Annotated in this window: 19 protein-coding genes; 1 reads left to right on the top strand and 18 read right to left on the bottom strand. The window is 65.0% G+C overall.

Annotated elements, in window-relative coordinates:
- Positions 1-9: 9 nt before the first annotated feature.
- The 8 genes from ABS45_RS05905 to ABS45_RS05870 all read right to left on the bottom strand — a co-directional run bounded on the left by ABS45_RS05905 (position 10) and on the right by ABS45_RS05870 (position 7887).
- Complete coding sequence (locus ABS45_RS05905; protein ID WP_291554320.1) at positions 10-711, bottom strand: ABC transporter ATP-binding protein; 702 nt, start codon at positions 709-711, stop codon at positions 10-12.
- A gap of 17 nt (positions 712-728) precedes the next feature.
- The gene (livG, locus tag ABS45_RS05900; protein ID WP_291554060.1) at positions 729-1496 is read right to left on the bottom strand and encodes a high-affinity branched-chain amino acid ABC transporter ATP-binding protein LivG; all 768 of its coding nucleotides are present in this window, start codon (positions 1494-1496) and stop codon (positions 729-731) included.
- A complete protein-coding gene (locus ABS45_RS05895; protein WP_291554057.1) occupies positions 1493-2743 on the bottom strand; it encodes a high-affinity branched-chain amino acid ABC transporter permease LivM in 1251 nt (416 codons plus the stop codon). Before ABS45_RS05895 ends, livG begins: the two co-directional genes overlap by 4 nt.
- The gene (gene livH, locus ABS45_RS05890) at positions 2743-3672 is read right to left on the bottom strand and encodes a high-affinity branched-chain amino acid ABC transporter permease LivH (protein WP_291554054.1); all 930 of its coding nucleotides are present in this window, start codon (positions 3670-3672) and stop codon (positions 2743-2745) included. Before livH ends, ABS45_RS05895 begins: the two co-directional genes overlap by 1 nt.
- 80 nt (positions 3673-3752) lie before the next feature.
- Positions 3753-4853 carry a high-affinity branched-chain amino acid ABC transporter substrate-binding protein gene (locus ABS45_RS05885; protein ID WP_291554050.1) on the bottom strand — a complete coding sequence of 367 codons (1101 nt, stop codon included), beginning with the start codon at positions 4851-4853 and terminating at the stop codon, positions 3753-3755.
- 126 nt (positions 4854-4979) lie between these two features.
- Positions 4980-5585 carry a mechanosensitive ion channel domain-containing protein gene (locus ABS45_RS05880; RefSeq protein WP_291554047.1) on the bottom strand — a complete coding sequence of 202 codons (606 nt, stop codon included), beginning with the start codon at positions 5583-5585 and terminating at the stop codon, positions 4980-4982.
- 1 nt (position 5586) lies between these two features.
- On the bottom strand, positions 5587-7134 hold the full coding sequence (gene lysS, locus ABS45_RS05875; protein ID WP_291554044.1) for a lysine--tRNA ligase: 1548 nt from the start codon (positions 7132-7134) through the stop codon (positions 5587-5589).
- A 78-nt stretch (positions 7135-7212) separates the two neighbouring features.
- Positions 7213-7887 carry an LON peptidase substrate-binding domain-containing protein gene (locus tag ABS45_RS05870; protein WP_291554042.1) on the bottom strand — a complete coding sequence of 225 codons (675 nt, stop codon included), beginning with the start codon at positions 7885-7887 and terminating at the stop codon, positions 7213-7215.
- Between the two features lie 29 nt (positions 7888-7916).
- Here ABS45_RS05870 and ABS45_RS05865 point away from each other — a divergent pair, with 29 nt between their 5' ends.
- The gene (locus tag ABS45_RS05865) at positions 7917-8459 is read left to right on the top strand and encodes a YggT family protein (RefSeq protein WP_291554039.1); all 543 of its coding nucleotides are present in this window, start codon (positions 7917-7919) and stop codon (positions 8457-8459) included.
- Positions 8460-8517: 58 nt separating this feature from the next.
- On the opposite strand, the gene accD is transcribed toward ABS45_RS05865, so the two are convergent.
- The 10 genes from accD to ABS45_RS05815 all read right to left on the bottom strand — a co-directional run bounded on the left by accD (position 8518) and on the right by ABS45_RS05815 (position 19364).
- On the bottom strand, positions 8518-9390 hold the full coding sequence (gene accD, locus ABS45_RS05860; RefSeq protein ID WP_291554036.1) for an acetyl-CoA carboxylase, carboxyltransferase subunit beta: 873 nt from the start codon (positions 9388-9390) through the stop codon (positions 8518-8520).
- 13 nt (positions 9391-9403) lie between these two features.
- Entirely contained in the window at positions 9404-10213 is an 810-nt protein-coding gene (trpA, locus tag ABS45_RS05855) for a tryptophan synthase subunit alpha (RefSeq protein ID WP_291554034.1), read from the bottom strand.
- On the bottom strand, positions 10210-11463 hold the full coding sequence (trpB, locus tag ABS45_RS05850; protein ID WP_291554032.1) for a tryptophan synthase subunit beta: 1254 nt from the start codon (positions 11461-11463) through the stop codon (positions 10210-10212). The genes trpA and trpB overlap by 4 nt, the downstream gene beginning before the upstream one ends.
- Positions 11460-12185, bottom strand: coding sequence for a phosphoribosylanthranilate isomerase (locus ABS45_RS05845; RefSeq protein WP_291554029.1), 726 nt, complete (start codon positions 12183-12185; stop codon positions 11460-11462). The genes trpB and ABS45_RS05845 overlap by 4 nt, the downstream gene beginning before the upstream one ends.
- An 80-nt stretch (positions 12186-12265) precedes the next feature.
- On the bottom strand, positions 12266-13090 hold the full coding sequence (truA, locus tag ABS45_RS05840; RefSeq protein ID WP_291554026.1) for a tRNA pseudouridine(38-40) synthase TruA: 825 nt from the start codon (positions 13088-13090) through the stop codon (positions 12266-12268).
- Positions 13091-13171: 81 nt separating this feature from the next.
- Complete coding sequence (locus ABS45_RS05835) at positions 13172-15805, bottom strand: FimV/HubP family polar landmark protein (protein WP_291554022.1); 2634 nt, start codon at positions 15803-15805, stop codon at positions 13172-13174.
- 240 nt (positions 15806-16045) lie between these two features.
- Positions 16046-17158 (bottom strand): aspartate-semialdehyde dehydrogenase, encoded by a 1113-nt coding sequence (gene asd, locus ABS45_RS05830; RefSeq protein ID WP_291554019.1) that lies wholly within the window; start codon positions 17156-17158, stop codon positions 16046-16048.
- A 266-nt stretch (positions 17159-17424) separates the two neighbouring features.
- On the bottom strand, positions 17425-18495 hold the full coding sequence (gene leuB, locus ABS45_RS05825; protein WP_291554016.1) for a 3-isopropylmalate dehydrogenase: 1071 nt from the start codon (positions 18493-18495) through the stop codon (positions 17425-17427).
- Positions 18496-18575: 80 nt separating this feature from the next.
- The gene (gene leuD, locus ABS45_RS05820; protein WP_291554014.1) at positions 18576-19229 is read right to left on the bottom strand and encodes a 3-isopropylmalate dehydratase small subunit; all 654 of its coding nucleotides are present in this window, start codon (positions 19227-19229) and stop codon (positions 18576-18578) included.
- A 9-nt stretch (positions 19230-19238) separates the two neighbouring features.
- Entirely contained in the window at positions 19239-19364 is a 126-nt protein-coding gene (locus ABS45_RS05815; protein WP_291554013.1) for an entericidin A/B family lipoprotein, read from the bottom strand.
- Between the last annotated feature and the right edge of the window lie 2 nt (positions 19365-19366).

Raw genomic sequence — 19366 nt, 5'->3', positions numbered from 1 at the left:
CGCTCCTTGTCAACCGCCCAGATAAGCCTTGCGGATGTCCGGGTTGGCCAACAGATTCTTGCCGGTGTCTTCCATCACCAGGCGCCCGTTTTCCAGCACGTAGCCCCGGTCGGCGATGGAGAGCGCGCGGTTGGCGTTTTGCTCGACGAGGAATACCGTCACGCCATCGGCGCGCACGGTTTCGATGATTTCGAAGATCTGCGCGATGATGAGCGGCGCCAGGCCCAGCGTGGGCTCATCGAGCAGCAGCAGGTGCGGCTCGCTCATCAGGGCGCGGCCGATGGCCAGCATTTGCTGCTCGCCGCCGCTCATGGTGCCGGCGCGCTGGTCGGCGCGGTCCTTCAAGCGCGGAAACAGCTCGAAAACGTGGGCCACGCCTTTGTCGATTTCGGCCTTGTCAAGGAAGAACCCGCCCATCTTGAGGTTCTCGACCACCGTCAGTTGCGGGAACACGCGCCGCCCCTCGGGCGAGACGGCCAGCCCCTTGCGCATGATCTCGTGCGTCGGCAGCTGAGTGATGTCTTCGCCTTCCAGCAGCACCTTGCCGCCGCTGGCGCGCGGCGTGCCGCAGATCGTCATCAGGAGCGAGGTCTTGCCGGCGCCGTTGGCGCCGATCAGCGAGACGATTTCGCCTTGGTTGACGTGCAGGCTGACTTCGTTGACGGCGCAGATGGCGCCGTAGTGGGTGGAGAGCTTCTCGACCGCGAGCATGGGGGTGGATGCCACCATCAGGCTTCTCCCAGATAGGCCTTGATGACCCGTTCATCGTTGCGGATCGCCTCGGGTACGCCCAGGGCGATCGGGCGCCCGTATTCCATTACCAGAATGCGCTCGGAAACGCCCATCACCAGTCCCATGTCGTGTTCAATCAGCAGCACCGTCACGCCGTACTCGCGCCGCAGCCGGTCTATGAGCTGCTGCAGTTCTTTCTTTTCCTGCGGGTTCAGGCCGGCTGCGGGCTCGTCGAGCATCAACAGGCGTGGCTCGGTGATCATGCAGCGCGCGATCTCCAGCCGTCGCTGGTGGCCGTAGGCCAGATTGCCGGCCTCGCGATTGGCGTACTGGCGCAGCTCCATCACGTCCAGCCACTTGAGCGCGTTGGAGATCTTGAGCTGCTCGCTCTCGCGGTAGCGCCGGGTGTTGAACAGGCCCGACAGCGGCGGCGGTTGGTGGTGACGGTGCTGCGCCACCAGCAGGTTTTCCAGCACCGTCATGGTCTTGAACAGACGCACGTTCTGGAAGGTGCGCACCACGCCTTCATTGGCCACGTGGTGGCTGCTGTGTCCGGCAATGCTTTTGCCCGCGAGCGCGATGGCGCCCGTCGTCGGTTTGTAGAAGCCGCTGATGCAGTTGAACACCGTGGTCTTGCCCGCGCCGTTGGGGCCGATGATGGCAAACACTTCCTGCGGCGCGACGTCAAAGGCAATGCCATCGACCGCCAGCAGGCCGCCAAAACGCATGCTGAGGTCTTTGACGGCGAGCAATGGCGCGCTCATTGCGGCACCTCCGCCTGATGGCGCTTCATCGGCAGCAATCCTTGCGGGCGCCAGACCATCATCACGATCATCACCAAGCCGAAGATCAGCATGCGGTACTGCGAGAACTCGCGCGCCAGCTCGGGCAGCACGGTGAGCACGATGGCGGCGACGATCACGCCGAGCTGCGAGCCCATGCCGCCGAGCACGACGATGGCGAGGATCAGCGCCGATTCGATGAAGGTGAAGGACTCGGGGTTCACGATGCCCTGGCGCGCGGCGAAGAACGCACCGCCAAAACCTGCGAACATCGCGCCCAGCGTGAAGGCCGAGAGCTTGATCTTCATCGGGTTCAGGCCGAGCGAGCGGCAGGCGATCTCGTCCTCGCGCAGCGCCTCCCACGACCGGCCTATGGGCATGCGGATCAAGCGGTTGCTGATGTACAGCGTAATGCAGGCCAGCAGCAGCGCCATCAGATAGAGGAACACCACCATGTGCATGGTGCTGAATTCGATGTTGAAGAAGGCATGGAAGGTCGTGCCGCCCTCGGTGGCGGGGTTGCGCGTCATCGGCAGGCCGAACATGGTGGGCTTGGGCAGGCCGGCGATGCCATCGGGCCCGCCGGTGAAGCCGACCAGATTCACCAGCAGCAGGCGAATGATTTCGCCAAATCCGAGCGTGACGATCGCAAGGTAGTCACCACGCAGGCGCAGCACCGGAAAACCGAGCACAAAGCCGAACAGCGCGGACATGGCCCCCGTGAGCGGAAGCGCCTCCCAGAAGCTCCAGCCGGCCCAGTGGTAGAGCATGGCGAAGGTGTAGGCGCCGACAGCGTAAAAGCCGACGAAACCCAGATCGAGCAGCCCGGCAAAGCCGACGACGATGTTCAGGCCCAGGCCCAGCATCACGTAGATCAACGTGAGCGTGGCAATGTCCACGGAGTTGCGTCCGCCAAAGAAGGGCCAGACGACGGCGGCGACGAGCACCGCCAGCATCAGCAGCCGGTGCTGACCCGGCGCGAAACTGGGCAGGCTGGGCAGCTTGACCGCAGGCAGGCGTGGTGCCAGCAGCGGCTTGAGCAGCTGCACCAGAAACACCGCCAGGCAGCCCCAGGCCAAGGTCGACCAGTGCGGGCTGATGGTGGTGCGGGCACCCGCTCGCTCCAGATGCAGCGTGAACGATGGCAGCAGCACGATGGCTGCCAGCACCGTGGCGGAGATCGCGCCGCGCAATGCGGCGCGCAGATCGAAGGGAGTCGTCGCTGCCATCAAACTTTCTCCACTTCCGGTTTGCCCAGCAAGCCGGTGGGGCGGAACATGAGGATCAGCACCAGCAGCGCGAAGGCGACGATGTCCTTGTATTCCGACGAGATGTAGGCAGCAGCCAGCGTCTCGGCAATGCCCAGAATTACGCCGCCCAGCATGGCGCCGGGGATGGAGCCGATGCCGCCCAGCACCGCGGCGGTAAAGGCCTTGATGCCGGCGATGAAGCCGATGAAGGGGTTGAGCTTGCCCACGGCGAGCGCGATCAGGATGCCGCCGACGGCCGCCAGCATTGCGCCGAGGATGAAAGTGAAGGAAATCACCCGGTTGGTGTCTATGCCCAGCAGGTTGGCCATGTGCATGTCCTGCGAGCAGGCGCGGCTGGCGCGTCCCATGCGCGAATGGCGGATGTAGAGCGTGAGCAGCACCATCAGCACCACCGTGACGGCAATCACCAGCACGCGAGCGTAGGGGATGAAGATCTCGAAGCCGCCACCCTCGCCGCCAAAGCGCATCGCGCCAGGGATCAGCGCCGGCACCGCCATGTCGCGCGCGCCCTGGCCCAGGGCCATCCAGTTCTGCAAAAAGATCGACATGCCGATGGCAGAGATCAGCGGCACCAGGCGCGGGCTGTCGCGCAGCGGCTTGTAGGCGAGCTGCTCGACCACGTAGCCGTACACCGCCGTGACCAGCACCGCGACGATCAGCATCAGCGTGATCACCAGCCAAACCGGGAATCCGCTTTGCACGCCGATGGCCGAGAGCGTGACCAGACCGACGTAGGCGCCGATCATGTAGATCTCGCCGTGGGCGAAGTTGATCATGCCGATGATGCCGTACACCATCGTGTAGCCGATCGCGATCAGCGCGTAGATGGCGCCAAGCGAGAGGCCGTTGAAGAGCTGCTGCAGCAGCTGGGGCAGGAAATCCGACATGCGAAATCCTCGGTCAGAAGCGGATACGACAACGCCGCCCCCGACGCGGTGCGGAGGCGGCGTCCAGCCTGGTCAGAGGCTTACTTGACGAGGGTCTTGGAACCGTCCTTGTGCCACTCGAAGACCTGGAACTCGAAGGCCTTCAGGTCGCCCTTGGCATCCCAGCTGGTGGCGCCCAGCGGGGTCTGGAAGGTGGTCTTGTGCATGTGGTCGGCGACTGCCTTGGCGTTGTCGCCCACGGCCTTGATGCTCTCCATGATCACTTCGGCGGCAGCGTAGGAGGTGAGCTGGAAGGCGCCCGACGGATCGCGCTTCTTGTCCTTGAAGGCCTTGACGACGGCGGCGTTCTTGGGGTTGGAGGCAAAGTCGGCAGGCAGCGTCAGCAGCATGCCTTCGACGGCCGGGCCGGCGATGGCGTTGATCTCGGGGTTGCCCACGCCTTCAGGGCCCATGAACTTGACCTTCAGGCCCTGCTCGCCCGCCTGGCGCAGCAGCGGGTGGTAGCCGCCGTAGTAGACGAAATCGACGCCCGCGCTCTTGAGCTTGGTGATGACGGCGGAGTAGTCGCTGTCGCCGGCGTTGATGCCTTCAAACAGCGCCACGTCCACGCCTGCCTTCTTCAGGTCGTCGCGCACGTTGGAGGCGATGCCCTGACCATAGGACTGCTTGTCGTGCAGCACCGCGACCTTCTTGGGCTTGATCTTCTCGATGATGAACTTGGCCGCCGACGGACCTTGCTGGTCATCGCGTCCGATGGTGCGGAAGATGTAGTGGAAATTCTTGCCGTCGGTCAGCGTCGGCGAGGTGGCCGAGGGGGTGACGACGACCACGCCTTCGTTGTTGTAGATGGGCGCGGCGGCGATGGCGGCGCCAGAGCAGACCGGACCGACGACATAGTGGATCTTGTCGTTGACCACGCGGTTGGCGGCCACCGGGCCTTGCTTGGGCTCGCAGGCATCGTCGACGACCACGGTTTCGACCTTCTGGCCCTTGATGCCGCCTGCGGCGTTGACCATTTCGACGGCCGTCAGCACACCTTCCTTGATCATGTCACCGTACTGGGTGAGCGGCCCGGTGGCGGGAATCACCATCGCGATCTTGATCTGTGCGTGCGCGGGCAACAGCAGCGAGGCGCCGGCCAAGCCGAGCGTGGCGACCAGGGTATGCAAGCGAAATTTCATACAGTCTCTTTTCAAATGGATAGGAATGAAAAACCTCTGCGGCGCCGGTAAGCGCCTGCGAGAGGGTCAAGCGTAGCCGTTTGGTGGCATTTGGCAACGGGGAAAACCTGAGTCAGGCAAGGATTTTCAGGGCGAATTTTCTGGTAAAGGGGCCGGCGGCGGTGCCGGCTCGTCGGCGCGCCAGCGGCGCAGCACGCGCTGGAAGATCAGCGCGTTGGGGATTTGCAGCTGGCGCCGCTGCCCCGGGTCGCTGGAATCGATCAGGGTGGTGTAGAGCAGGTTGATGTCCGTCACCTGGCCGGTGGGCCCGGGCTTTTCGGTGTTGGTGTCGAGCAATTCGATGTGGTCGCCGACGCGAAACGGACCGACCATGAAGATCAGAAAGGCGCAGAAGATGTTGGAAAGCACGCTCCAGGCGGCAAAGAACGCGACCGCGCCCACCGCGGCGAACCCGGTGAACGCCGACCAGAGCACGCCGGCCGAGACGCCCAGGCGCTCCAGCACCAGCAGCGTGGCGCCGCCCAGAACCAGCAGGCGCACGATGGCGTTGATCGGTTTGACCAGCTCATGCGGGAACTGGTAGTGGTCGCTGGCGCGAAAGATCAGGCGGCGCAGTAGGTGGTGCAGCACGAGTGCCACCGCCACGATCAGCAGGATCTGCAGGGCCGGAACGATGACGTCCAGCCAGTCGTGCATCCAGGGCGGCAGCCAGGCCTTCAGGCGCAACAGCACGTTACTGCTCGCGGCGCAGCGCGGGGAACAGGATGATGTCGCGGATGCTGGCGCTGTCGGTGAGCAGCATCATCAGGCGGTCGATGCCGATGCCGCAGCCACCGGTGGGAGGCATGCCGTATTCCAGCGCGCGCACGAAGTCCTGGTCGAAGTACATGGCCTCGTCATCGCCGGCATCCTTGGCCGCCACCTGCGCGGCAAAGCGCGCTGCCTGGTCTTCGGCGTCGTTGAGCTCGGAGAAGCCATTGGCCATTTCGCGCCCGGTGATGTAGAGCTCGAAGCGCTCGGTCACCTCGGGGCGCTCGTCGTTGGCGCGCGCCAGCGGGGAAATCTCCGTCGGGTGTTCCATGATGAAGGTCGGCTGCCAGAGCTTGTCTTCCACCGCCTCCTCGAAATAGAGCACCTGCAGGCTGGCGAGGCTGCGTCGCGCGAGGTGGTCTTTGTCTTCCTTGAGGCCGAGCTTCCTGAGCGCTGCAATCAGCCAAGCGACATCGTCCACCTGCGCACCCGCATCGGTGTGCGCCAGGATGGCTTCGCGTATCGTCATGCGGGCGAAGGGCTGCGCCAGATCGACCGCGCGCCCGCCGTAGTTCAGAGTGAGCGTGCCCACGGCCTTGGTCGCCGCGTCACGCACCAGCTGCTCGGTGTAGTCCATCAGATCGCGGTAGTTCCAGTAGGCGGCATAGAACTCCATCATCGTGAACTCGGGGTTGTGGCGTACGCTGATGCCCTCGTTTCTGAAGTTGCGGTTGATCTCGAACACGCGCTCGAAGCCGCCGACGATCAGGCGCTTCAGATACAGCTCGGGCGCGATGCGCAGGTACATGTCCTGGTCCAGCGCGTTGTGATGCGTGATGAAGGGCTTGGCATTGGCGCCGCCCGGAATCGGGTGCAGCATCGGCGTTTCGACTTCGAGAAAGTCGTGCTCCACCATGAAGCTGCGAATGGAGGCCACTGCCTGACTGCGCGCGACGAAACGCCGGCGGGCGCTGTCGTCCATCATCAGATCGACATAGCGCTGGCGGTACTTGGTCTCCTGGTCTTGCATGCCGTGGAACTTGTCGGGCATGGGCCGCAGGCTCTTGGTGAGCAGGCGGATCTGCGTGACCTTGACCGAAAGCTCTCCGGTCTTGGTTTTCATCAGGCTGCCTTCGGCGCCGACGATGTCGCCCAGGTCCCAGCGCTTGAAGTCGGCGTAGGCATCCTCGCCAATCGCGTCGCGGGTGATGTAGATCTGGATGCGCCCGCCGGTTTCGCCCAGCGATCCGTCCTGCAGCGTGGCGAAGCTGGCCTTGCCCATCACCCGCTTGAGCATCATGCGCCCCGCGATGCTGACCTGTACCGACTGCGTCTGCAGCACTTCGGGCTGCTCGGCGGCATAGCGCTGTTGCAGCGCGCTGGCGTGGTCTGCAGGCTTGAAATCGTTGGGAAAGGCAACGCCCTGGCCCTGCGCCTGGCGCTCGCGCAAGAGCTTGAGTTTTTCGCGGCGCTCGGCAATCAGCTGGTTTTCGTCGATGGCAGAGGGCGGGGAAGTCGAATCAGTGGACATGGCGGGTGGCGCGGTTGCTTGCGGGCCGCACGCAAGAGCGTGCATGGATGCATGCCGTCGCGTGGGAAACCCGGCATTTTAAGAGTTGCCCGATTCAGGCCGCGGGCTGTCCAGCAGATCGGTCACCAGCTCCAGCCGCAGCAGCGGGCTTTGCAGTGACATCAGCTGCTGCTTGGTGCTGAGCCGGGCGGGTATCAATTCGCACCAGCGGTTGGCCACCCAGCCGCAATCGGCCAGCTGTGCCTCGGTGGGCTGGGCAACGCCGGGGTGGCGCTGGCGGATCTCGTGCAACACCTGCCGCAGGCGATCGCTGGTGTGCTGCAGGTCTGCCGGAATGGCGATGCGGGCGTCGTCGGTCAGCAATTCGGCATCGGCCTGCCATAGGCCGTGCGGCAGGCAGTGCGGCTGGTGCAGGCGAAAGCGCTGCACGCCACGGCAACTCAGCAGCATCAGCCCCGGTCGGGGGCGCTCGCAGTGCTCTATCGTTGCCAGCGTGCCGACGTCGCACAGCTGCTCCGGCGCGGCGCCCGCCTGACGCACTTCGTGACCGCTGGCCAGGGCGACGACACCAAACGGGCGCTCGCTTGCCTGGCAGGCGCCGATCATGTCCAGGTAGCGCACCTCGAAGACCTGCAGCGTCAGCAAGCCCCCGGGGAAGAGCACGGTGGCGAGCGGAAACAGTGGCAGATCGGTCATCATGGTGGGCGCGATGATCCCAGATTCCGGCAGACGCTCGTGAAAATCTGGGATCATCGCGCACACATTCTCAAACGAATGCCTGCATGCTCTACGAAATTGCTTCTTTTCTGCTGGATGTCGCGGGTGGCCTGATCACCGGTGCCTGCCTGTTGCGTCTGTACATGCAGCGCCGGCGTGCGCCCTTCGGCAACCCCGTAGGGCAGATGCTGTTCGTGTTCAGCGATTGGCTGGTGCTGCCGCTGCGCAAGCTGGTGCCTGCGATCGGCGGCTGGGATACGGCCTGCCTGGTGGGTGCCGTGCTGGCGCAACTGGCGCAGTACCTGGCGCTGATGCTGTTGCTGGGCAGCGGCTTTGCCCTGCTGCCCTGGCTGGTGGTGTTCGGTACGGTGCGAGTGGCGGTCTGGGGGCTGATGCTGCTGATCATCCTGCACGCGGTGCTCTCCTGGGTGCCAAGCCGCTCACCGATTACCGGCCTGTTGGCACTGCTGGCCGAGCCCTTGCTGGCGCCGGTGCGACGCCTGCTGCCGACGATGGGGGGCGTGGATCTTTCGCCCCTGATCGTGCTGGTACTGCTGCAGGTATGTCTGATCGTGCTGGGCAATCTGCAGCGTGGTGCGTTGTTTTGATTTTGTTGCCAAATAGCATTGCAGCGCTTGTTGGACAAGCGCTGAACGCTATTAAAAATCAAGCAATCGCATCCGCTGGCAAGCGCTGCAGCATGGCGAGACTCTTGGCCACGGTGTCGCGCAACTCGCGCCGGTCTACGATCATGTCCACCGCACCCTTGGTCTGGAGGAATTCGGCGCGCTGAAAGCCCTCGGGCAGGGTGACGCGCACTGTCGATTCAATGACGCGCGGGCCGGCAAAGCCGATCAGCGCGCCAGGTTCGGCGATCACGATGTCGCCCACGAACGCAAAACCGGCCGAGACGCCGCCCATGGTCGGATCAGTCAGCACGCTGATGTAGGGCAGGCCCTTCTTGGCCAGGCGCGTCAGCGCGGCGTTGGTCTTGGCCATCTGCATCAGGGAAAGCAGGCCTTCCTGCATGCGTGCGCCGCCGGTGGCGGTAAAGCAGATGAAGGGTACCTTTTGCTCGATGGCGTTCTCCACGCCGCGCGCGAAGCGCTCGCCGACGACCGAGCCCATCGAGCCGCCCATGAAGTCGAATTCAAACGCTGCGGCGACCACGCTGATGCTTTTGACGGCACCACCCATGACCACCAACGCATCGGTCTCGCCGGTGTTCTCCAGCGCTTCCTTCAGGCGTTCGGGGTATTTGCGGCTGTCCTTGAACTTGAGCGCGTCGACCGGAATGACCTCCTGCCCGATTTCGTAGCGGCCTTCGCCGTCCAGAAACGCATTGAGCCGCGCGCGTGCGGCTATGCGGTGGTGGTGGCCGCAGTGCGGGCAGACGTTCTGGTTGTGCTCCAGATCGGTCTTGTAGAGCACCGTGTCGCAGCTCGGGCACTTGACCCAGAGCCCTTCGGGCATCTGGCGGCGCTCAGCCGGGTCGGTCTGGTGAATCTTGGACGGGAGAAGTTTTTCCAGCCAGGACATGGGGTGGCTCCTTTCAGCTGTCCAGCGCCTTGCGGATCTGGCGCAGGAAGTCAATGGTGACGCCGACGACGCGCTCGTGCGGCTGCTCTTCGATCAGCGTGATGATGCGGCTGCCGATCACCACCGCATCGGCGACGCGGCCGATGGCTTTGGCGGTCTCGGCATCCCGGATGCCAAAACCCACGCCGACGGGGATCTTCACGTGTTCGCGGATGCGCGGTAGCATGGCCTCGACGGCGGTGGTGTCGAGCGCGCCCGAGCCGGTCACGCCCTTGAGCGAGACGTAGTAGACATAGCCGCTGGCCACGCGTGCCACCTGCTGCATGCGTTCGCTCGTCGAGGTCGGGGCCAGCAGGAAGATCAGATCGATGCCGTGCGCGCGCAGGTCGGCGGCGAATTGCTCGCATTCCTCGGGCGGGTAGTCGACCACCAGCATGCCATCCACGCCGACCGCCTGTGCATCGCGCGCAAAACTGCCGCTGCCGTGGCGCTGTTCGTAGCGCTCGATCGGATTGGCGTAGCCCATGAGCACGACCGGGGTGGTCTGGTTGCGCTGGCGAAAGCCGTGCACCATCTCCAGCACTTCGGTCAGACCGATGCCCAGTTGTATGGCCTTTTCACCGGCCTTCTGGATCACCGGGCCATCGGCCATGGGGTCGGAAAACGGCACGCCCAGCTCGATCACGTCGGCACCGGCCTCGACCATGCCGTGCATCAGCGCGGGCGTGATGTCGGCAAACGGAAAGCCGGCCGTGACGTAGGGGATCAGCGCCTTGCGGCTTTTGGCCTTGAGCGCCTCGAAGGTGGTGGTGATGCGGCTCATGCCTTGCCTCCCTTCACCGTATGCCCGCCCTGGCTGGGCTGGTCATGCACCACCACGCCCGAGAGGTCGGCGACGGTGCCGATGTCCTTGTCGCCGCGGCCCGAGAGATTCACCAGGATGGATTGATCGGCGCGCAGCGTGGGCGCGAGCTTCATCGCGTAGGCCACGGCGTGGCTGGATTCGAGCGCCGGGATGATGCCTTCGGTGCGGCACAGATGGTGAAAGGCGGCGAGCGCCTCGTCGTCGGTGATGCCGACGTATTCGGCGCGGTGGATTTCTTGCAGCCAGGCATGCTCGGGACCAACGCCGGGGTAGTCCAGGCCCGCGCTGATCGAGTGCGTCTCGGTGATCTGGCCGTTCTCGTCCTGCAGGATGTAGGTTCGGTTGCCGTGCAGCACGCCGGGGCTGCCGCGCTCAAGACTCGCCGAGTGCTTGCCACTGTCGAGGCCCAGGCCCGCGGCTTCGACGCCGATGAGCTTGACGTTCTCGTTCGGGATGTAGGGGTAAAAAATGCCCATGGCGTTGCTGCCGCCGCCGACGCAGGCAATGACGACGTCGGGCTGGCGCTCCTTGCCCAGCAATTCGGGCATTTGCGTGAGACATTCGTTGCCGATCACGCTTTGAAAATCGCGCACCATCATCGGGTAGGGGTGCGGGCCGGCGACGGTGCCGATGATGTAGAAGGTGTTGTCCACGTTGGCCACCCAGTCACGCATGGCCTCGTTGAGCGCGTCCTTGAGCGTGCGGCTGCCGCTCTCCACCGGCACCACGGTGGCGCCCAGGAGCTTCATGCGGTAGACGTTGGGGCTTTGGCGCTTCACGTCCTCGGCGCCCATGTAGACCACGCATTCGAGGCCGTAGCGCGCGCAGATCGTCGCCGTGGCCACGCCGTGCTGGCCGGCGCCGGTCTCGGCGATGACGCGCGGCTTGCCCATGCGCCGCGCCAGCATGGCCTGGCCGATCACGTTGTTGATCTTGTGCGCGCCGGTGTGGTTGAGGTCTTCGCGCTTGAGGTAAATCTGCGCGCCGCCCAGTTCGCGGCTCATGCGCGACGCGTGGTAGACCGGGGAGGGACGGCCGACGTAGTGCGCCAGCTCGCTCCTGAATTCGGCGATGAACTCCGGGTCATGCTGGTAGCGGGCGTAGGCGTCGCGCAGTTCGGCAATCGCGTGCGTCAGCGTCTCGCTGGCGAAGGTGCCGCCATAGGGGCCGAAATGGCCGCGGCTGTCGGGTTGGTGGTAGTCGATCATGGTTTCATCAAAGGGGTGTGGACTGCATCGGCCGCGCGCACGGCGACCATGAAGCGTTCGATCTTGCCGGCGTCCTTGATGCCGTGAACGGTGCTGCCGTCCGCCGCATCCAGCTCCACGCCGGAGCTCACATCAACGGCCAGCGTCGTGCAACGCGGCCGTACCTCCTTGATGCCATCGCCCACGTTTGCAGGTGTGAGTCCACCAGACAAAACGAGGTGAGCATTGACGTTTGGTGGCAGCAGTGACCAATGGAATGTCTTGCCGCCCCCGCCGTAGCCGTCGACATGGGCGTCGAGCAGAATGGCGCGGGCGTGAGAGTAATCGTGGGCATATTCTACGAGGTCAAACCGCGCCCCCGCCGCACCCAGTGGAATCCGCGCGGCGCGGATGAAGGGGATGGCGCCTTTGTCGCTCGCGCGCCAGCAGTCTTCGGGTGATTCATCCCCATGAAATTGGGCGATAGCTCCCGCCACACTTGCGCAAGCAGCTATCACATCCGTAGTTTTTGCATTGACAAACAGCAGGACGGGTGTAACGAACGGTGGCAGGCGCCTGGCCAGTTCCGCGGCGCGCTCGGGGCTGACATGGCGCCGGCTTTTCGGGTAGAGCACGAAGCCGATCGCGTCCGCGCCGCTGGCCACGGCCGCGTCCACATCCTGCTCGCGCGTGAGGCCGCAGACCTTGATGCGGGTGCGCTGGTGGGAGCTTGGGGGTGCCATTGCTCGATGGTACCCGCCCAAAAACCGTACCTGAGCGTAGTCAGGCGGCACATGGGCTCAAGGCCGTGGCTACGGGGGCACTACGGCAGCCAGTCGTACGCGGCGGTGCGGTCCGGCAGGCCCCAGGCCGGGTCGTAACGCGGCCCGAGGAAATACAGGCCGTCGGCCATGAAGGTGGGCGCCGCCTTGCTGCGCGAGCGGGCTTGGAGCACTTCGCGCATCCAGTCGCTGGGCCTGGTTCCCTGTCCGACCGCGATGAGGCAGCCCATGATGTTGCGGATCATGTGGTGCAGGAAGGCATTGCCTTCAAACGCGAAACGCCAGTAGCCGGTGGGGCAGCCCTCGCTGCCCGTGGGCGCCGGCTCAAAGGCGCCACGGCGGGTGATGGTGATTTGCGCGAGATGCTTGACGGGGCTTCTGGCCTGGCATTCGGCAGCGCGAAACGAGGTGAAGTCGTGCTCGCCGACCAGATGCGCCGCAGCCTCGCGCATCGCGGTCTCATCGAGGGCCTGAAACACCCAGCCGACGCGCCCGGCCTCGATGCTGGGGCGCACTGGCGATTGCAGCAGCACGTAGGCATAGCGCCTGGCCGTGGCGCAGGCGCGCGAGTGAAACGCATCGGGCACGCGTCTCGCCCATTGCACCGCGATGCCTGGCGGCAGAAAGCGGTTGGGGCCGCGTACCCAGGAGAACTCCGGTCGGTCGATGTCGGTATCAAAGTGCACGACTTGCATCAGTCCGTGGACGCCCGCATCCGTGCGTCCGGCGCAGACGGTACTGATGGGCACGGTGGCGAAGCGTTGCAGGGCGGCTTCCAGGGCATCCTGCACGGTCTGGCGTGAGGGTTGGCTTTGCCAGCCACGCCAGGGCTGGCCTTCGTAGCTCACGCCAAGGGCGATGCGCATGGAGTCCTTGCAGAACGGTGGGTCGTCAAAAGGCAAAGCCCGGACGAGGCCTTGGCCGCGTCCGGGCTTTGTCCATGGGGTTCAGCCCAGCGTTTTCAGCAGGCGCTCGGCTTTGATCTTGGTCTCGCCGGATGCTTCCGCGAGCACCTCTTCGATCAGCGCGCGCGCGCCCTCACTGTCGCCGATGGTCTTGAATTCCTCGGCAAGTGCCAGTTTGGTGGACAGCGGATCCTCGGGCAGTGGGCTGTCTGCGGCTGCCTCGGATGGCAGTTCGGGCAGCGAAGGCAGATCCGTTGCAACGGGCGCAGAGGCAGCCGCAGAAGGTTTGTCCAGATCCAGGGAAAGCCCACCGAGATCGAACTCGAGCGGTGCCGGCTCGGTCGGGGCGATTTCCTTGGGCGACAGCGGCATGGGACCGGAATCTGCCAGCGCGAGGCCTTCGGTCGGGAACTCCAGCGGCTCGCCCATGGTTTCGGGTGGGTGCGCCGCGGGCGGCGTGGTCTCTTCCAGCGCAGCGGGCAAGGTCAGGCCGCCAATGCCGCTATCGGGCTCTGCCGGTATTTCCAGCGCCAGCTGTGCGGCGCTGACGGCTGCCGCGGTGAAGGCGTTGGCCGATGCAGCGTGCGCCGCGTCTGCGGCCGTGTGCGTGGGGCTTGCAAGGTCCAGATCCAGGTCGATCGACGGCAGTACGGAGTCGGCCGCAGCCGTCTGCGTCGCCTCGGCAGTGGGTACGGCGGGGATTTCGGGCAACGCGGCAGCGGCAGCGGCCGGCACCACCGCCGGTGGGATCGAGGCCGGGACGTCGGGCAGTGGCGTGCCGGCTTGGTAGAGCGGATTGTCCGCGTCGATGCCGCGCCCCAGCTCCTGCACCCGCTCCCAATCCGGTCCTGCGCCGTCGGTGAGTGCGTGTACTTGCCGCGCCGCACCTTCCAGCGCCGCGCGGTCCTGGCGTTTGGCGTAGATCTCGGCCAGCTTGGCGGGGATGGCGACTTTCTCCGGATGGTGGATCAAGGCCTCCTTCAGGATTTCCTCGGCCTGCGGGTCCTTGCCATAGGCCAGGTAGACATCGGCCTCGGCGATCGGATCGACATCGCCCGTCTGATCGAGCTGGCTTGGCGAGTACAGCGTGGAGGTGGAGCCGGTCGTCAGATCGCTGCTCGTGGTGTCCACTTCCTGACCACCACTTTCGGCGAAGAAGGAATCGGGGTGATCGCCTTCGCTGGCGAAGGTGGTTTCCGGGCTCTCTGCCCTGCGCCGTCCTTGCTGCCAACGGTAGCCGCCCCAGCCAAGCAAAAGCAGTACCAAGGCCAGAGCACCGCCCGCCGCCATCGGGTTCTCCGTGAGCGAGGCGAGCAGACCGGGTTCTTCCTGCGGCTCTGGCGCGGGGGCGGCAGCCGCAGGCTTGGGCGGCGCTTCGGCGGCTGCCGTGGCTGCGGGCGCTGGCGCTGGTTCAGGGGCCGGCACGGGCGCAGGAGGTTCTGCTGCCGCAGGAGCAGCGGGTGCTGCGCTTTCCTCGGGTGGTGGCGCCGCGGCTGCATCGGCGGCGGGCGCCGCGGGCGTGGCGGCTTCGACACCGGGCTTGGCGGTGTCGCCTGGCGCGGGCGGCGTTGCCGGGGCCGTCGGCGCCGCTTTGGCGTCGGTGGCCCCATCGCTCAGGGCCTTGAGCTCGGAAATGTTCTTGGACAGTTCCGCCATGCGGGCCGATGTCTGGTCTGCCTGCTTGGTTTGCGCGGTTTCGGCATCGGCCTTGTCGCCGGCGGCGCTGCCCTTGCTCAGGGTCAGTTTGTCGGCGCTGGCGGCTTCGGGTTTGGATTCGGACACCTGCGTCTGCACCTTGCCGCTGCTGGTGCGCGACGCCGCCTCGACACCGGCTGCGGGCGCTGCGCCGGCAAGGCGGTGGCGGAAGGCGTTGAAGTCGCGGCTCTGCGCGGCAACGATCTTGCTGGCTTCGGCGGCGGAGGTCGCCTCGGCACTGGCCTGGTCCGGCATCTGCAGCACGCTGCCGGCGCGCAGGCGATTGACGTTGCCGTCGATGAAGGCCTTGGGGTTGGCGCGCACCAGGGCGACCAGCATCTGGTCGAGTGAGATGCCACTGGGGCGGTGTGCGCTGGCGATGGCACTGGCGGTATCGCCAGAGCGGACCTTGACTTCGCCGGGGCTTGCTTCAGCCTTGCGCGCTGCAGCGGGCGCGCTGACCGGGGCGGGCGCAGGTGCTGCGGCCACCTGGGGCGTGCGCACGGGCGCGGGCGATGCGCTGCTGCGTGGGGAGGTATCCACCTGCGCTGCGATGGGCGCAGGCGCGCTGCGCAGCCCTGGCGGATCGAACAGCATGGTGTAGCTGCGCACGATATGCCCGGCATTCCATGCCGCATCGACGACGAGGTCGATGAATGGGTCGGTGATGGTTTGGTTGCTGCTCAGGCGCAGCACCATCTTGCCGTTGGCTTCGCGCTTGAGGTCAACCCGGATGCCCTTGATCGCAGCCGAATACTCAAGACCCTGCGCACGGAAAACCTCGGGGCTGGCGATCGTGACGTTCAGCGAATCCGCCTCGGCCGCACTGACCTGGGGCAGTGCGATTTCGGCCCGCAAAGGCTCGCCAAGTGCAGACTGCACGGTGACCCGACCGAGCGCCAGCGCGCTTGCATTGGAGGCATACAGCCCCATCGACAGGGCGGCCGCGACGGCCAGAAGGGTGGGTTTGCAGCGATGCATGGGTGGTGAGGCAGTGTGCGTTGCGTCTGTTGGGTAGGCCTTGCGCTTTTAAAACGGGAGCACTGAAGCACCTGAAGACAGGTGAAAGCACCTTAGCATCAATGTGTTGCACTGACAAGCTAAGAACGAAGTTCAGCTTTTTTACCGCCGTTATCGCCGATTTGACGGTTGGGCTTGTTGGCAACCGGCAACACTGCCGCACGGCATGCTGTGGCGCACGCCGTGCCGCTATCGCTTGACTCAGGCCTTGAGCAAGATGCGCAGCATGCGCCGCAATGGCTCGGCCGCACCCCACAGGAGCTGATCGCCAACGACGAAGGCCGAGACGTATTCCGGACCGATGTTCAGCTTGCGCACGCGCCCGACGGCGATCTGCAGACCGCCGGTGATGGCCGCGGGCGTCAGCTCCCTGACGGTCTGCTCGCGCTCGTTGGGAACGAACTTGACCCAGGGGTTGCCGCCCTTGATCAGGGTCTCGATCTCGGCGAGTGGTACATCCTTCTTGAGCTTGAGCGTCAATGCCAGCGAATGGCAGCGCATCGCGCCGATGCGCACGCACAGGCCGTCAACCGGGATCGGCGTCGGCGTGCCCAGAATCTTGTTGACCTCGGCCTTGCCCTTCCATTCTTCCTTGGACTGGCCGTTTTCCAGCTGCGCGTCGATCCACGGGATCAAGCCACCCGCCAGCGGCGCGCCGAAGAATTCGCGCGGCACGTCCTGGCGTATGGTCTGGGCCACCTTGCGGTCAATATCGAGGATGGCCGAGGCCGGCGTGGCCAGTTCGCTGGCGACCGCGCCGTGGATCACGCCCATGCCCTTGAGCAGTTCACGCATGTGGTTGGCGCCGCCACCCGAAGCGGCCTGGTAGGTCATGGAGCTGACCCATTCCACCAAGCCGGCCTTGAACAGGCCCACCAGGCCCATCAACAGGATGGAGTTGGTGCAGTTGCCGCCGATCCAGTTCTTGCCACCGGCGGCGAGCCTGGCCTGGATCAGATCGTCATTGACCGGGTCGAGGATGATGACCGCATCGTCCTGCATGCGCAGGGCGCTCGCGGCATCGATCCAGTGGCCTTGCCAGCCGCTGGCGCGCACCTTGGGGAAGACTTCCTTGGTGTAGTCGCCACCCTGGCAGGAGATGATGATGTCGCACTTGGTCAGCGCCGCGACGTCGTTGGCGTCATGCAGTTCCTTGTGCGCCTTGGCCATCGCCGGGGCCTTGCCGCCGGCGTTGGAGGTGGAAAAGAAGACCGGCTCGATCAGCTCGAAGTCGCCTTCGGCCTGCATGCGCTCCATCAGCACGGAGCCGACCATGCCGCGCCAGCCGACGAGGCCTACCAGTTGCTTGCTCATTGCGTTGCCCTTTCAGATTAAAAAGTCTTGCACCATCCGGCGCTGCTTTTTGCCCCGGCTCGTCAGGGCCGGAGGAGGGCGCACGACGATGCTGGAGCTGCTTCAGCCCGTAATGGTCGTGGTTTTGGTGATGGATGCGCGCGCCGCCACAGCCGCCGATGGGGCAGGTGTGTTTTGAGTCACGAAATGGCGAAAGCTGCGCATGGCACCGGATTTTAAAGGATGCCGCATGACCTCATGCAGGCGGCGTATCCATGAACGCGTTGTCAGCGCAGCGCGTTGACAACCGCGTCGCCCATCTGGGCGGTGCCGACACGCGTCGTGCCTTCGCTGTGGATGTCCGGCGTGCGCAGGCCCTGCGCCAGGACCTGCTTCACGGCTGCCTCGATGCGATCGGCCGCCTCGGGCTGGTTCAGCGAAAAGCGCAACATCATTGCGGCACTCAGGATGGTGGCCAGCGGATTGGCCACGCCCTTGCCGGCGATGTCCGGTGCGCTGCCGTGGCTGGGTTCGTACAGGCCTTGGCGCTGAGCGTTGAGCGATGCCGAGGGCAGCATGCCGATGGAGCCGGTGAGCATGGATGCTTCGTCCGAGAGAATGTCGCCAAACATGTTGCCGGTGACGATCACGTCAAAGGCCTTGGGTGCCTTCACCAGCTGCATCGCGGCGTTGTCCACGTACATGTGCGACAGCTCCACGTCGGGGTAATCCTTGTGCACCTCGGCAACCACGTCCTTCCAGAACTGGAAGGTCTCCAGCACGTTGGCCTTGTCCACGCTGGTCACGCGTTTGCTGCGTTGGCGGGCGGCCTGGAAGGCGACATGGGCGATGCGCTCGATCTCGGGGCGCGCGTAGCGCATGGTGTCGAAGGCTTCTTCGGCACCGGCAAAAGCGCCATCCGGTGCGCTGCGGCGCCCGCGCGGCTGGCCGAAATAAATGTCGCCGGTGAGCTCGCGGATGATGAGGATATCGAGGCCCGCAACCAGCTCGGGCTTGAGGCTGCTGGCGTGCGTGAGCTGCTCATAGCAGATCGCCGGACGGAAATTGGCGAACAGACCGAGCGCCTTGCGCAGGCCGAGGATGGCTTGCTCCGGGCGCAGTGCGCGCTCAAGCTGGTCGTATTTCCAGTCGCCCACGGCACCGAACAAAATGGCATCGGCCGCCCTGGACAGATTCAGCGTGGCGTCTGGCAGCGGGTGGCCACTGGCTTCGTAGGCGGCGCCGCCGACGGGCGCGGTTTCCATTTCAAGCTGCAGGTCCAGCGCCTTGAGCACCTTGACCGCTTGCTCGACGATTTCGGGGCCTATGCCGTCACCCGGAAGAATGGCGATTTTCATGGTTTCTTTGTTTTGATAGCTGCATGCGCTTGCTGGACAAGCGCTGGAGCCCTGTTTTGTTCACATTCCTGAGCGTGTCTTCAAGAGGACATGACATGCGCCAGCCAAGGCTTGGTGGCCAGTCGCTCGGCCTCGAAGGCCTTGATCTTGTCCTTGTGGCGCAGCGTCAGGCCGATGTCGTCCAACCCGCCCAGCAGGCAGTAACGGCGGAAGGCCTCGACCTCGAACGGGATCTCGGCGCCTTGCGGCTCGACCACCACCTGGCGCTCCAGATCTATCGTGAGCTCGTAACCCGGGAACGCGGCCACTTCGTCAAACAGACGGCTGACCGTCGATTCCGGCAGGCGGATGGGCAGCAGGCCGTTCTTGAAGCAGTTGTTGAAAAAAATGTCGGCATAGCTGGGCGCGATGATGGCGCGAAAGCCGTACTGCTGCAGTGCCCAGGGCGCGTGCTCACGGCTTGAGCCGCAGCCGAAATTCTGCCGCGCCAGCAGGATGCTTGCGCCCTTGTAACGCGGCTGGTTGAGCACGAAGTCCGGATTCGGCTTGCGCTTGGACTCAGGCATGCCAGGTTTGCCGGGCTGGTCGAGGTAGCGCCACTCGTCAAACAGATTGGGACCGAAGCCGGTGCGCTTGATCGACTTGAGAAACTGCTTGGGGATGATCGCGTCGGTATCGACGTTTTCGCGGTCCATGGGCGCAACCAGTCCCTTGTGGATGGTGAATGCTTGCATGGGGCGGCCTTACTTGGCGGCGCGCTCGATGGCGCTGCCGGCTTTTTGCACATCCTGCCCCACGCCCTTGACGGTGTTGCAGCCGGCCAAAAGCAGGGTGAGGAGCACGGAGAAGATCACGGCGATTTTTGTCATGC

The organism is Comamonas sp. SCN 65-56 (assembly GCF_001724135.1).
Classification (GTDB): Bacteria; Pseudomonadota; Gammaproteobacteria; order Burkholderiales; family Burkholderiaceae_C; genus Comamonas_C.
Note: the sequence above shows the minus strand (reverse complement) of the source record. Positions and strands in the feature narration are given on the sequence as shown.